This is a genomic window from Streptomyces deccanensis (assembly GCF_022385335.1).
GTDB classification, from domain to species: Bacteria; Actinomycetota; Actinomycetes; order Streptomycetales; family Streptomycetaceae; genus Streptomyces; species Streptomyces deccanensis.
This window is the reverse complement of sequence record NZ_CP092431.1, coordinates 82592-96096: the sequence shown is the minus strand read 5'-3', so window position 1 is coordinate 96096 and position 13505 is coordinate 82592. Positions and strand designations below refer to the sequence as shown.

15 protein-coding genes, 1 tRNA gene and 2 pseudogenes are annotated in these 13505 nt (G+C 69.7%); 15 read left to right on the top strand and 3 right to left on the bottom strand.

All coding sequences use genetic code 11. The annotated features are described in order from the left end of the window. Window positions 1-386 precede the first annotated feature (386 nt). The 9 genes and pseudogenes from L3078_RS00455 to L3078_RS00415 all read left to right on the top strand — a co-directional run bounded on the left by L3078_RS00455 (window position 387) and on the right by L3078_RS00415 (window position 6291). Entirely contained in the window at window positions 387-1085 is a 699-nt protein-coding gene (locus L3078_RS00455; RefSeq protein WP_239749522.1) for an aspartate/glutamate racemase family protein, read from the top strand. Next, on the top strand, window positions 1082-1435 hold the full coding sequence (locus tag L3078_RS00450) for a sugar phosphate isomerase/epimerase family protein (RefSeq protein ID WP_239749506.1): 354 nt from the start codon (window positions 1082-1084) through the stop codon (window positions 1433-1435). The genes L3078_RS00455 and L3078_RS00450 overlap by 4 nt, the downstream gene beginning before the upstream one ends. Before the next feature lie 82 nt (window positions 1436-1517). Then, the gene (locus L3078_RS00445; protein WP_239749503.1) at window positions 1518-1835 is read left to right on the top strand and encodes an apurinic/apyrimidinic endonuclease family protein; all 318 of its coding nucleotides are present in this window, start codon (window positions 1518-1520) and stop codon (window positions 1833-1835) included. A 188-nt stretch (window positions 1836-2023) separates the two neighbouring features. After that, window positions 2024-3109: an isocitrate/isopropylmalate dehydrogenase family protein gene (locus L3078_RS00440; RefSeq protein WP_239749499.1), complete on the top strand. Its 1086-nt coding sequence runs from the start codon at window positions 2024-2026 to the stop codon at window positions 3107-3109. Between the two features lie 155 nt (window positions 3110-3264). Beyond that, window positions 3265-4131, top strand: a pseudogene (gene otnK / locus L3078_RS00435) (3-oxo-tetronate kinase); the annotation flags it as partial. Window positions 4132-4309: 178 nt separating this feature from the next. Beyond that, entirely contained in the window at window positions 4310-4525 is a 216-nt protein-coding gene (locus tag L3078_RS00430) for a nucleotide-binding domain containing protein (protein WP_239760152.1), read from the top strand. Beyond that, a pseudogene (locus L3078_RS00425) lies at window positions 4486-5028 on the top strand (class II aldolase/adducin family protein); the annotation flags it as partial. The gene L3078_RS00430 and the pseudogene L3078_RS00425, both read left to right, overlap by 40 nt. 218 nt (window positions 5029-5246) lie before the next feature. Continuing rightward, entirely contained in the window at window positions 5247-5669 is a 423-nt protein-coding gene (rraA, locus tag L3078_RS00420; RefSeq protein ID WP_239749476.1) for a ribonuclease E activity regulator RraA, read from the top strand. A gap of 331 nt (window positions 5670-6000) precedes the next feature. Continuing rightward, window positions 6001-6291, top strand: coding sequence for a hypothetical protein (locus tag L3078_RS00415; RefSeq protein ID WP_239749459.1), 291 nt, complete (start codon window positions 6001-6003; stop codon window positions 6289-6291). A 207-nt stretch (window positions 6292-6498) separates the two neighbouring features. Here L3078_RS00415 and L3078_RS00410 read toward each other — a convergent pair. Then, window positions 6499-6576, bottom strand: a tRNA-Met gene (locus tag L3078_RS00410). 113 nt (window positions 6577-6689) lie between these two features. Here L3078_RS00410 and L3078_RS00405 point away from each other — a divergent pair. After that, a complete protein-coding gene (locus tag L3078_RS00405; RefSeq protein ID WP_239749454.1) occupies window positions 6690-6932 on the top strand; it encodes a hypothetical protein in 243 nt (80 codons plus the stop codon). A gap of 198 nt (window positions 6933-7130) precedes the next feature. Here the strand turns inward: L3078_RS00405 and L3078_RS00400 are convergent, their stop codons facing one another. Further along, window positions 7131-9104 (bottom strand): oxidoreductase, encoded by a 1974-nt coding sequence (locus L3078_RS00400; protein ID WP_239749450.1) that lies wholly within the window; start codon window positions 9102-9104, stop codon window positions 7131-7133. A gap of 195 nt (window positions 9105-9299) precedes the next feature. Next, window positions 9300-10202 (bottom strand): LysR family transcriptional regulator, encoded by a 903-nt coding sequence (locus L3078_RS00395; RefSeq protein WP_338059559.1) that lies wholly within the window; start codon window positions 10200-10202, stop codon window positions 9300-9302. Between the two features lie 329 nt (window positions 10203-10531). On the opposite strand from L3078_RS00395, the gene L3078_RS00390 reads away from it, so the two are divergent. Genes L3078_RS00390 through L3078_RS00370 form a run of 5 tightly spaced genes read left to right on the top strand, consistent with a single transcriptional unit; the run spans window position 10532 to window position 13490 of the window. Next, window positions 10532-10720, top strand: a complete 189-nt coding sequence (locus tag L3078_RS00390; RefSeq protein WP_239749443.1) for a tautomerase family protein — start codon at window positions 10532-10534, stop codon at window positions 10718-10720. Then, entirely contained in the window at window positions 10717-11289 is a 573-nt protein-coding gene (locus L3078_RS00385; RefSeq protein WP_239749420.1) for an amino acid synthesis family protein, read from the top strand. The genes L3078_RS00390 and L3078_RS00385 overlap by 4 nt, the downstream gene beginning before the upstream one ends. Beyond that, window positions 11286-12437, top strand: coding sequence for an amidohydrolase family protein (locus L3078_RS00380; RefSeq protein ID WP_239749412.1), 1152 nt, complete (start codon window positions 11286-11288; stop codon window positions 12435-12437). The genes L3078_RS00385 and L3078_RS00380 overlap by 4 nt, the downstream gene beginning before the upstream one ends. A 28-nt stretch (window positions 12438-12465) precedes the next feature. Next, entirely contained in the window at window positions 12466-12969 is a 504-nt protein-coding gene (locus L3078_RS00375; protein ID WP_239749409.1) for a type II 3-dehydroquinate dehydratase, read from the top strand. Between the two features lie 14 nt (window positions 12970-12983). Continuing rightward, a complete protein-coding gene (locus L3078_RS00370) occupies window positions 12984-13490 on the top strand; it encodes a type II 3-dehydroquinate dehydratase (protein WP_239749397.1) in 507 nt (168 codons plus the stop codon). Window positions 13491-13505 lie beyond the last annotated feature (15 nt).

Below are 13505 nucleotides of genomic sequence, written 5' to 3'. Positions count from 1 at the left end.
GCGAGACCATCACCCGGCGCGAGAGGGCGGCCGACGCCGTGGCTGGCCGGGGGGCGGGGGTTCCTTCGGAGAGGGGTTCACGGGCACTCGCCGAGTTCGGTCTTGATCAGTCCGAGCAGGACCCACAGGGGCGCGCTGGTGGGGCGCATCATGTGCAGGATCTGGCCGATGGCGCCGGCGCGGGCGATCTCGTTGGCGTCGGTGGTGATGCGCAGACGACCCGCGGACCGCGCGTACCTGCGAGGGCAACCGGTCGACCGGTTGACCGGATGTCTGCGTGATGCCTACAGTGACGACACGCCCGACCAGGCTTGCGGCGCACGCCGCCAGGTCGGGCGCGGAAACCCCGCAAAGGGTTCCGTCTCCCGGAGGAGGAAAGAACCCCGGTGATCGAGAACCGACCCCTGGTCGCCCTGATTCACGCCCTCCCGGCAGCCGCCCGCATCGCCCAGCGGGCGTTCGCCGACGAGTTCCCCGCCGCGCGGGTGTGGAATCTGCTGGACGACCGCCTGCTGGAGGACGCACAGGACGTCGACGGTCTGACCGACGGCCTGCGTCGGCGCATGCTCCGCCTGATCACCCATGTGATGGACGGCGGCGCCGAAGGCCTCCTGCTGACCTGCTCCTCCTACGGGGAGGTCGTGGACACCGCCCGCACCCTGTGGGACGTGCCGGTCCTGAAGTCCGACGAAGCCATGTTCAGGGCCGCCCTCGCGGGTCCCTACGAGCGCATCGCCGTCGTCGCCTCCACCGCACCCGCGGTCCCGGCCGCCGTCGCCCAGTTCGAAGCGCTCGTGCCGACGGTGCGCCCCAGCCGTCCGGTCGAGATCATGACCGCGCTGAGCGAGGCCGCGGCCCACGCGGACAGTCACGAGGCGATCGCCCGCCACCTGGCCGAGGCCCTCAGGGCCGCCGGTGCGACCGACGCCGACGTGGTGCTGCTCGCGCAGTACTCCTTGGCCCCGGCCCGTGACGCGTTGGCCGACCTGCTCGGCGTGCCGGTCCTGGACGGGGCCGGCACCGCGGCCCGGATGCTGCGCTCCCTGCTCACCAGCACCGAGCGGGCCACGGTGGGTGCGGCATGACGGCGCTGCCGTGGCCGCTGGCCTACACCGTCTCCGGCGACGACTGCCGCACCCTCAGGCCGCTGGGCTTCACCGCGCCGCTTGCCGAGGCGGTCGTACACCTGTCGAAGCTCGGCTACGACGGTGTGGAGGTTCAGGTCCGGTACGTGACCGCGCGCGGCGCCGAGGCTCTGGCCCGGACCGTCGAGAGCCACGGCCTGAGGGTCCTCGGGATCGGCACCGGGCCGGTGGCCGCACAGGACGGCCTGACCCTGACCGACCCCGCACCGGACGTCCGTCGGCACGCGCTGGACCGGCTGCGCGGCGCGGCCCGCCTCGCGGGAGCCCTCGGTGTCCCGGTGTCCCGGTGACCCTGGGCCAGACCCGCGGCACCTTCCTGTCGGGGCTGGCGGGGAGGTCCAGGGGACGTGGGCGGAACGCGCCGTACGAGAGTTGGCCGAGGAGGCGGACGCCCACGGCAGCCGAATGCTGCTGGAGCCGCAGACCCGCGCCAGCACCTCCCTGTGGAACACTCCCGACGAAGCCCTCGCCGTCCTGGACTCGCTCGGTACGCCGGCCGGGCTGGTGCTGGACACCCACCATCTCGAAGCCGAAGGCGTCGAGCCGATCCGGGCCATCACCGAGCACGCCTCCGTCACCAGCTGCCTCCAGCTCGCGGCGCATTCCACCCGGGGCCCCTCACGGTCGGCGACCACCGGCTCACCCCGTTGCTGCGCACGCTGCGCGAGGGCGGCTTCACCGGGTGGCTGACCCTGGAGCACACCCAGGACGGCGACGGTGCCGAAGCCGCCGCTCGTTCCTAAACGGCTCTGACCGCCGCAGCCGCCACCGCCACCGCCACCGCCACCACCGTCCGGGCCTACCCCTCTGCCCGCTCCCTACGCCCGCCCCTTGTTGAGACGGTTGTTGCGACCGTTGTTGAGAGAGGAACCCGCACTATGAGCACCACCTACCGCCTCGGCGTCCTGGAGGGCGACGGCATCGGCCCGGAGATCGTCCCGTCGTCGGTCGAGATCGCGACAGCGGCCGTCACGGCTGCCGGCGCGAGCATCGACTGGGTGACGCTCCCGCTGGGCGCCTCGGCGATCGAGACACATGGCACCCCGGTCCCGGACGAGACCAGGACCGCGCTCGCCGACCTCGACGGCTGGTACCTCGGCCCGCACGACTCGGTGTCCTACCCCGAGCCGCACAAGTCCGCGCTCAACCCCTCGGGCACCCTGCGCAAACACTTCCAGCTGTTCGCCAACATCCGCCCGGCGAAGTCCTTCCCGGGCGCGCGGGCGGTGTGTGACAGCGCGGACCTGGTCATCGTCCGCGAGAACACCGAGGGCTTCTACGCCGACCGCAACACCTTCGCCGGCACCGGCGAGTTCATGCCCACCGAGAACACCGCCATCATGCTGGGCATCATCACCCGGGAGGCCACCGAGCGCGTCGCCCGGGTCGCCTTCGACCTGGCCCGCTCGCGGCGCAAGAAGGTGACGATCGTCCACAAGGCGAACGTGCTGAAGCTGACCACCGGGCTGTTCCGTACGGTGTGCCAGGAGGTCGCCCAGGAGTACCCGGACGTCACGGTCGACGACTTCCACATCGACGCCATGACCGTCCATCTGGTGCGCCGTGCCCAGGACTTCGACGTCATCGTCACCGAGAACATGTTCGGGGACATCCTCTCCGACCTGGCCGGCGAGATCTCCGGCTCCCTGGGCACCGCCCCCTCCATCAACGCCTCCGCCACCACCGCGATGGCCCAGGCCTCGCACGGCTCCGCCCCCGACATCGCCGGGCAGAACATCGCCAACCCGGTCGCCATGATCCTCTCCGGCGCGATGCTCTTCGAGTGGCTGGGCGCCCAGCACGGCGACAAGGCCATCGGCCGGGCCGGGCAGATCATCGAAGCCGGGGTGGCGGCCACCATCGAGAGCGGCGTCTCCACCCGTGACCTGGGAGGCTCGGCGTCCACGTCGGAGTTCACCTCGGCCGTCGTCAAGGCCATCCGGAACGGGGCGGGCCAGAACTGACCGCCCCGCTCCGGGCCGAGCCAGAACTGACCCCGCCCGCTCCGGGCCGGGCGGCTCCCCACGGTCGGGACTGGCGTGACCGGCGCGATCCCGTCCGCCGCTCGCCCCGGATCACCGCGAGCCGCACCCCCGCACATCCCCCGGAGAGCCCCGTCATGACCCTGCGCATCGGCTGCATCGCCGACGACTTCACCGGCGGCACCGACGTCGCCGCCGCCTTCCGGCGCGCCGGCCTGCGCACCGCCCTGGTCTTCGGCACCCCGCACGCCGCCACCACGCTGCCGGCCGACTGTGACGCGGCCGTCGTAGCACTCAAGTCCCGTTCCACGCCCGCCGACGAGGCTGTCACCGACGCGCTCGCCGCTCAACGTTGGCTGTGGGACAAGGGAGTTGCGCAGGTCTACTTCAAGTACTGCTCCACCTTCGACTCCACGGAGAAGGGCAACATCGGCCCGGTCGCAGACGCCCTTCTGGACGCCGTCGGAGCGCCGATCACCCTGCACTGCCCGTCCTCCCCGCCCAACGGCCGTACCGTCTACCAGGGCCACCTCTTCGTCCACGACCAGCTGCTCGCCGACTCCCCGCAGCGCCACCACCCCCTCAACCCGATGACGAACTCGGCCCTGGTGCGGCTGCTGTCCGCGCAGACCCGCCACCGCGTCGCCCTCGTCGACTGGGCGACCGTCCGGCAGGGACCCGAGGCCGTCCGCGAGGCGCTCCTCGCGCACCGGCAGGCAGGCGTACGGCACGTCATCGCCGACGCCCTCACCGACGACGACCTCGCTGTCCTGGGCGCCGCCGTCCTCGAACTCCCCGTCGTCGCGGGCGCGGCAGGCCTGGCCGAGGGCCTCGGGCACGCCTACCCCACGACCGGCCCGGCCCCGGTCGAGCCCCTGCCGCGGGAAGGCAGGGCCGCCGTCCTGGCCGGCAGCTGCTCGGCCCGCACACTGGAGCAGATCGACCACTTCCAGGCCGCCGGCCTGCCCTCCCTCCACCTCGACGTGCTGGCCGCGGCAGCCGGCCGGGACGTCACCGGCGAGGCCCTGGCCTGGTACGACGCCCAGGACCCGGACCTGCCCGTCTGGTCTACCCCTCCGCCTCACCCGAGGAACTCGCCGCGACCCAGGCCCAGTTGGTCCTCGCGGAAGCCGCCGCCCAGGTCGAGAAACTCCTCGGCGACCTGGCCGCCCACCTCACCGAATGCCCTCCGGCGCTGTCACCACCGCGCTCGACATCCGTGCCGTGCTGGTGGGGGAGGAGGCGGATCCCGGCGTGCCCTGGACGTACGCCGACACCAAGCACGGGGACCTCGCCCTCATGCTCAAGTCGGGCGACTTCGGCGCCCCGGACCTGTTCACCCGAGCCCTGGGACGGTCATGGCCACCTACCCCGACGAAGGAGCCGTCCGCGAGCTGATCGTGCGCACGTCCCGCTCCCTCCTCACCCGCGGCCTGACCCACGGCTCCACCGGCAACCTGTCCGTCTGCCCCGCCTACGGCACCCTGCTGCTCACCCCCACCGGCTCCAGCCTGGGCACCCTCACCGACCTCTCCCGCACCGACATCGACGGACGTCACCTCGGCGGCCCACGGCCCACCAACGAGGCATTCCTGCACGCGGCGTTCTACCGCTCCCGCCCCACCGCGAACGCCGTCGTCCACCTCCACTCCACCCACGCGGCAGTCGTCTCCTGCCTGGCCGACGTCGATCCCGCGAACGTACTCCCACCCCTGACCCCGTACTACGCCCTGCGCGTCGGTACGCTCCCGCTGCTGCCGTACCACGCACCCGGCGACGCCACCCTCGAACCGCTCGCCGAAACGACCGCCCGCGACCACCACGCCATTTTCGGGCCCGTCGTCGCCGGCGCCACCCTGGAGCAAGCCACCGACGCCATCGAGGAGTTGGAGGAGACCGCCAAACTCCACCTCCTCCTACGAGGACACAACACCCGCCCCCTCACCCCCGACCAGGCCGCCGACTCGCGCCCACATCCTCCTGACGACCGGATGCGCGCGAGCGCGGCAGCCTCCCGCGACCCCTCAACCTCTCAACGAAGGACGACACCCGTGCCCGGACCAGTCACCCCGTCCCCACCGCCGACCTCGTCGACCAGTACGGCACCCAACTGCGCATCGTGGACCTCCAGTTCCGCCAGTTCGGAGCCCACCGCCTCTTCGCCGGACCGGTACGCACCGTCTCCTGCCACGAGGACAACGGTCTACTCCGTGACCTCCTGCGCACCCCCGGCGACGGCCATGTCCTCGTCGTCGACGGCGGCGGATCCCTGCGCACCGCGCTGGTCGGCGACCTCATCGCCGCCTCCGCCCAGGACAACGGTTGGGCCGGCCTGATCCTGCACGGCGCCGTCCGCGACAGCGCCGCGCTGGCCGAACTCCAGCTCGGTATCAAGGCTTTGGGCACCATCCCACGCAAGAGCTCCAAGGACGCCGTCGGGGAGATCGACGTCCCGGTCACCTTCGGCGGTGTCACCTTCGCCCCCGGTGACATCCTCCACGCCGACGACGACGGCATCGCCCTCCTCCCTCCCGCACGCTGAGGGGGAGCCCATCCTGAAATGTTCGGCTGCTCGGTGGCGGGTCACCGCGCTCGGTCTGGTCGGCGCGGTCCTCTACGGCCGACGGGAGCCCTTCGGCAGCGTGGCGATCCGCTCCGCCCTGGAGCGCCCGCGCGGCGGAGCCGTATATCAAACCGCGCCGCGCCCCTGAGAGATTCGACAGTCGTCACGATCACCATGTCATCACCAGGGACTCGCGGACGAGCGCGACGGCCGCCTGGGGCGAGTAGTCCAGGGCGCTCTGGGTTGCCGACCGCTGACAGAGACCGCTCCACTCCACGACAGGCCGCTGCGATGCTCGTAGGATGCCTGAATGCCCAAGCCGTTATGGATGAGTCGCCGCGTGTGGGTTGCCGCGTGGGCGGCGCTGTGCGTGGCCGGTATCGTTGCCACCGCCGCTCTGAACGCCTCTCCGGCGCCCGGCCCGCAGCCCGAGAAGCCCGTCAGTGCCGAGTGCGCCGAGCACATCGCGGACGTCGAGGCGCAGTTGGCCAAGGCCAAGGCGGAAGGCAACGATGACGGCGTGTTGGCCTTCACACGACCCCGGATCGGCGCGGACGACTGCCATGATGCCCTTCTCGACCATTTGCGCGGCGATCGGTGAGCCGCCGTAAGGCCGCGCTGATCGACCAGCGTGATTGCTGGACCTCGCGCACCGCAGCGTGCCCGGTGCCCCAGACGTGACCGACTTCGGCACCCTCCCGGCAGCCGTAGCTCGGCCCGCCGACAGGATCCCTCGGCCGCCAGGGCCCGTAAGTACCTGCGAACGGCTCCGGCCCCCGGCGATGTGACGTCGCCGGGGGCCGGATTCTGGTAGCGGGGGCGGGATTTGAACCACGCGACCTCTGGGTTATGAGCCCAGCGAGCTACCGAACTGCTCCACCCCGCGTCGGTCTGACCAGCGTACGGGATCCCGACTGGCCGGGCAGGGAATTTTCGCGCTGTGGTGCGGTGCAAGGCCACAGTTGGCGTGATCCGACTGCGGTGGACCATCGAGCCCACGTGGCCCCACCGCGCGGGGACGGGACGGTTCCGACGCGCGCGATCCGCGACGGCCACGGCACGTCACCGCTCGCCCTCTGCTTCTCCGCCGCCGCGAGGCAGCGGTTCGTCGCCGAACACCGTTACGCGGACCGGACGTTCCGGGACGCCGACCGCACCGGACGGTCAGGAATCACGCACCCCATCTACCGGCAGTCGGCCGATCACGCAGGTCATCACCTGCCCCAACCGGCAGCCGGTTGACCACGTCGTCATCACCTGCCCCAACCGGCCGACGAGGCGTAGACCGGCACCGTCAACCCGCTGCAACGAGCGGTGTCGCCACTCGTTGTGGCACTGCCCTGCCTGGGAGGTCGCGCACATAGGCGCGATGGGGCAACTCGCAGAAGAAGGGGCACAAGGCTTGGTGATCACGGGTTGCCGAAGTGTGGCCCACCCGTGTCAGATCCCGCGGCCGGCCCGGTGCCCGTGGACGATGGCGATCTCGATGTCTCGCGGCTGGTAGCAGTCGCCGATCGCTTGCACATTCGGGTGCTGCTTCACCAGTTGGCGGTAGAGCGAGTCGTCGGCGATGCCGCCGGCGGCTACGACAACGGTGTCGATGCCTTCGATGCTGTCGGGTTCCCAGGTGACGACATTGAACGTGGTGATCGAGCCCTCTTCGATCTCGTGGATCGCGGTATGGGTGTGCAGTTCGACTCGCGGGCTGTTCATGAGCACTTCGAGGAGATGGTGCCGCGCCGGCGATGGCATTTCGGGGGCCACGGTCTCCATCCCGGTCACGAACCTGACGTTGTGTCGCTTGGCGGCGAGGTAGTCGGCCGTGGTGGCCCCTTCCGCCCGGCCACCGACGTCGAACACGAGGACGTTCCTGCCGGCCACGGTGTCGTCGGCGAGGACTTCACGCGCGGTGTGCACATGCGGGAGGTCCGCGCCGATCAGCTCCGGAACGAAGGGCGTGGACCCGGTGGCGACGAGGATGACGTCGGGAGACTCGGCCAGGACGGTCGTCGCGTCAGCCTCCACGCCGAGTCGAACGTCTACCCCGACCTTCGGCAGCTGCCGCTCGAACCAGAGGATGACTTCCTCGAAGTTGCCGCGTTTCGGTGTCGTCATGACGAGATTGACCTGGCCGCCCATGCGCCGGTCGCGTTCGAACAGGATCACCTCGTGTCCCCGCGTCGCGGCGGTGCGGGCCGCCTCCATGCCGGCCGGTCCGGCGCCGACGATGACGACCCGCTTCGGTTCGTCGGCCGGCTCCAGCTCCCCCCACGCCTGCTCCCGGCCGGTGACCGGGTTGTAGATGCACCCGACGCCGAGCCCTTTGTCGACATGACCGACACAGGACTGGGTGCAGGCGATGCAGGTGCGGATGTCGTCGATGCGACCTTCACGCGCCTTGTTGGGGAAGTGAGGGTCGGCGATGAGGGTCTTCGCCATGCCCACGATGTCGAGCTTTCCCTCGGCGATGGACTGCTCCGCGAAGGCCGGTGAGTCCTGACGACCCGCTCCGATGATCGGCAGTTTGATGCCGGCGTCCTTCATGGCCTCCGAGAGGTGGACGAACGCCCCGGTCTCGAAGTAGTGGCTGGGCCAGTGGGCGCGACCGATGCGAGGGACGGAGGTGATGGCCTGCCAGATGTTGATGTAGTCGACGAGCTGCTCCGCTTCGAGGATCTTGGCCAGCTCGACGTGCTCGGCCAGACTCATGCTGTAGTCCACGCCGTCGTCGTAGAGCCGGACGCCGAGGAGCCGGTCCTTGCCCATCCCCTCGCGCGTCACCGTGAGCACTTCGTTGAGGAACCTCATCCGTTCACGCAGGTCCTTGCCGCCGTACTTGTCGTCGCGGCGGTTGCCGTGTGGATGCAGGAAGTTCGCGAACAGGTAGTCCATGCCGATGGCGAGCTCGATCCCGTCGAACTCGCAGCGACGCATGCGGTCCGCTGCGGCGCCGAACGACTCGACGATCCCTTCCACTTCGCCGGTCGACAGCTCGTGGGGCATGAACAGGGGTACCGAATAGTCGGGGGTCGGGACGGGCGACGGGGCGACGATGTCGCGGCGGAGGAATCCCGCGTGATCCATGAGGCGACGTCCACGGTGACCGAGCTGCGCGATGAGGGGGACGTCGAACTCGTGGCACCCCTGCACCATCTTGGCGAACGCGTCCATGGTCGCGTCGCTGTAGGTGGCCAGCGAGAGCGAGGCGTCACCGTCATGGACGGGAACCGTATGCCCGGTGACGATGACACCGGCGCCGCCCTTGGCTCGTTCGCGAACGTAGTAGGCGTACGCGTCGGTCGGGGTGCCGTCCCCGAGTTGGAAGTGTGCGGCGTGCCCGGTGTTCATGATCCGGTTCTTCAGGAGGTATGGACCTACCTGAATGGGGTTGAAGAGGTTCGGGAAGTCCGTCATGTCAAAGTCCTGGCTCTCGAGCTCGACTGAGGTGTCACGGCTGTGCGGAGTGCCGAGCCCGGGCTCTCGATCGGCGTGAGGCCAAGTGACTCACGTCCCGCCATCCAGGTAAAGCGGGGAAACGTGGAGGGAACCGTGCAGCAATACTTATCGTTCTGCCGAACGCAGGACCAGTCAGTAGGCGAGCTGTAGGCCCTAACGATCGGTGATGCTGGGCCTGCTGTGCTGATAGGCGTCTCGGAGCGCGCCACGCACCGCCACGAGCGCGGGGTTGCGGTGCGAGCCGACCCGGCAGGTCGTGACGATCTGCCGCACGTGGGAGGCCGCCATCTGGCGCAGGTGGAAACTCGGCTCACGGTCGAACCAGGTGAGGTCCGGCAGGAACGCCACCGCGTGGCCACTCGCGACGAGCCGCGCCTGCACCAGTACGTCAGAGGTCTCGTGGGCCACTCTTGGTTCGAAGCCGGCTTGGCGGCAGGTGGCCGTGGCCCAGGCGCGCCCTGGACTGCCTTCTGGCTCCAGAACCCAGGGGTGGTCGGCAAGATCCGTAAGAACCGCCTCGCTCGGTTCGCGTCCCTCGGGCGGGTCCAGGAACGCGACGCGGATGGGGTCTTCGGCAACCACATCGAAGTGCATCTCGCTCGAACGGCTGGTCGGAAAGTCGAGGTAGTTCTCGCCGCAGACCAGATCGAACTCGCGGGCCAGCAGACCGGGGAGCGCGACTTCGGGTTCGGCCTGGGTGAACTGCACCGTGAGTCTGGGGTGGTCTTCCGTCAGCGAGGTCAGCGTCGCGGGCACGAGTGCGAGCGCGGCGGTCTGGACCGTGGCGAGTCTGATCGTGCCCACGACGTTGTCCAGCGACGCGAGGATGTCCGTTTCGGCCCGTTCCAGCTGCTCCAGCACTGCGGCTGTGTAGGCGACGAGGATGTGCGCCTGCTCAGTGAGTCTGATGCGCCGGCCGTCCGGCTCGAAAAGCCGCGTTCCGATCTCCTCCTCCAGCACGGCGAGCTGTTGGGAGACGGCTGACGGGCTGTAGGCCAGGGCGGCGGCCACCGAGGTGACGGTGCCGCGTCGCGCCAGTTCTCGAAGCAACCGCATGCGGTGCAGATCGAACCTCACGCCCCGACGCTACCATGAAGAAAAACTGAAAGATACTGGACAAGTTTCCGCGCTATTCATGAATCAATTGTCGCGGCATCCTGTGTTGCACCGCGGGTCGGACTCGGCCGTCCCCCCACTCGGTGGGGACCACCGCTGTGGTCGCGGCCTGACATCCCACGATCTCCCCCTGGGCGCCGGCTGTCGGTCCGTCCGCAGTCAGTGCTCGTCGCCCCGCGCCGCATGGATACCGAAGGGAACGTCATGAGGAGAATCTGTTCGGTGCCCAAGTGGTCGGCGCCGGCGGCTCGTTCGGATGGGAGAGCGCTGTGCCGCTGGTGGACGTGACGTGGTACGAGGGGCGCTCGCGCGAGCAGAAGGAGAAGCTCGCCCGAGCCATCTGCGAGGCCTTCGTGGAGATCGGCGCCGCGCGTCCGGACACGGTCCACGTGATCTTCCGAGACATAGAGCCCACCCAGTGGTTCAAGTCGGCAGAACTGTTGGAGGAAGAGCGATGACCCTGCGGATCCGCAAGATCCTGACCGTCCGGGAAGAGACCCGGTCCGAGGGCGGCCAGGACGCCGACCGGCCTCTTGTCAAGGCTGCCGCGATCGCCGTGCTGAGCAATCCCTACGCCGGCCGGCCTTACTCCGACGACCTCGCGGCCATCACCGACGACAACTACGAGCTCGGGCGCTTGCTGGCCTCCACCGCCGCCGAGACCCTCGGACTCGAGGTCGAGGGCTACGGCAAGGCATCCCTCGTGGGCGCCGACGGCGAGATCGAGCACGGCGTCGCACACAAGATCGGCGAGTTCGGCAAAGGCGTCCGCGACGCGGTGGGCGGCGAGGCGTGGATCTCCTCGGTCAGCAAGCGCTGCGGCCCCGGGGTCCAGGTCGACGTCCCCCTCGCCCACAAGGACGAGGTCTGGGTCCGCTCCCACTACGACGCCTTCACCCTGTTCGTCCCCGACGCGCCGCTCGCGGACGAGGTGGCCGTCATCGTCGCCGTCTCCTCCCGCGGCCGGCTCAACGACCGCGTGGGCGGCATGACGGTCGAGGACGTCAGGAAACAGGAGAAGCAGTGAGCACCCTCGACATCGTCAACCTCGCCGGCGCCGTCAGCGGCCGGCTAGGTGACCCGCTCATGGCGATCGAATCGGTCCGCTGCGTCGACGGGCGGATCGCGGCGCTCGGCACCGACGGTGAAACCGGCGACGCCGACGTCACCCTCGACGCCAACGGCGCCATCCTCACCCCCGGCCTCATCGACACCCACGTGCACGTCACCTTCGGCGACTGGACTCCCCGACAGCAGACCGTCGGCTGGATCGAGAGCTACCTGCACGGCGGTACGACCCTGATGATGTCGGCCTCCGAAATCCACGTGCCCGGGCGTCCCAGCGACCGCGCCGGCCTCAAAGGCCTCGCGATCGCGGCACAGCGATCCTGGGAGAACATCCGTCCGGGCGGCGTCAAGGTACTCGGCGGCTCGGTCATCATCAGCCCCTCCCTGAAGGAAGAGGACTTCGCGGAACTCGCCGCCGAACGCGTCGGCTTGGCGAAGGTGGGATTCGGCGCCTTCGAGAGCCAGTCGCAGGCAGCCCCGCTCGTACGCGCGGCCCAGGCCGCCGGGTTCATCGTCATGAACCACACGGGCGGCGCATCCGTGCCCGGATCCGCGGCCGTCTCACTCGACGACGTCATCGCGCTCGGCTGCGACATCGTCGGCCACGCCAACGGCGGCACGACCTCCCTCCCGGACGAGCACCTCAAGCACGTCTTCGAGGCTCCCGGAGCGCTCCAGCTGGTGCAGGCCGGCAACCTGCGCTCCAGCCTGCTGATGCTCGAGATCGCCAAGGAGCGCGACGAACTGGACCGCATCCTGATCGCCACAGACTCGCCCACCGGCACCGGCGTGATGCCGCTCGGCATGATCAAGACGGTCGCCGAGTTCTCCTCCCTCGGTGGCCTCAGCGCCACGGACGCCCTGGCGCTCGCCACCGGCAACAGCGGCCGGGTGCTGCGCCGCCCCGAGGGCATCATCGAGATCGGCCGCCCCGCCGACTTCGTCCTCATGCAGCCTCCCAGCGGAGGCGTCGCCACCGACGCGCTCTCTGCCATCGAACGCGGGGACATCCCCGGCATCGGCGGCGTCGTCATCGACGGCGAGGTCCGAGCGCTGCGTTCCCGCAACACCCCGGCCCCGGCCCGGCTCGCGACCCGACGGTCCTGACTCCTTCCCGATGCGCAAAGGACACTCCGTGGACCTGAAGACACTCCGTACGACCGACCAGCGGTGGGAGATCGCCCTCCTGAGCGGCCCCAACACCACCAGGCGGCTCCCGCCTGCCGACGATTTCGAGCGTCAACTGCGGACGTGGGGCGACGACCTCGGGATCGCGGTTCGACACGTCCGGTCCAACCACGAGGGCCGGCTGCTGGAGTACGTCCACGCCAACGCCGGCCAGGTCAACGCCTTCCTCGTGAACCCCGGCGGCCTGGTGCGCGTCGGCGAATCCCTGCGACACGTCCTCAAGGACGCCAGGAAACCCGCCATCGAGCTGCATCTCGACCAGGCGGAGCTCCGAGGCGAGTCGATCTTCGCCCCCAGCGTCACCGGCATCTTCGCCGGGCCCGACCGGCACGCCGTCCTGGGAGCCCTGGTGGCCCTCTCCCTCGCGCTCGACGACCCCGACTTCCTCGACCCCGAGGGAACGAGCGAGATCAACCGCTCGCACGGCAACCCACGCTCTCTCTACGGCTGACCCGGAGGCCTCAGATGACCCACACGGACACCCCGGGCACCCCAGACACCGAGGGCACGCCAGGAACCGAGGACGGCAGGCGCCTGCGTTTCGCGCTGCTCAACGGCTTGAACATGACCAACCTCGGGCGGCGCGACCGGAACATCTACGGAAGCATCGCCTCCCTCCAGGCACTCGAAGACCTGATCACCGAAGTCGGCGACGCCATCGGCGTCGACGTGACCGCCTTCCACTCCAACCACGAAGGCGACCTCGTCGACTTTCTCGAGGCCAACCCGGACATGGACGGCTACCTCATCAACCCCGGCGGCCTCTGGGCATTCGGCGACCCGACTCGCATCGCCCTGGAGGAGACCGGGAGACCGTTCGCCGAGGTGCACTTCGCCAACATCTTCGCCACCGGGCACCTCTCGACGTTCACCCAGTCCTGCGACGCGACCGTCATGGGTCTGCGCCACCACGGCTACGTAGGAGCGGTCGTCGCACTGGCCGCTTCGGTCCGCGCAACCGCCAGGAACTGACCACGGTTCCGCAAC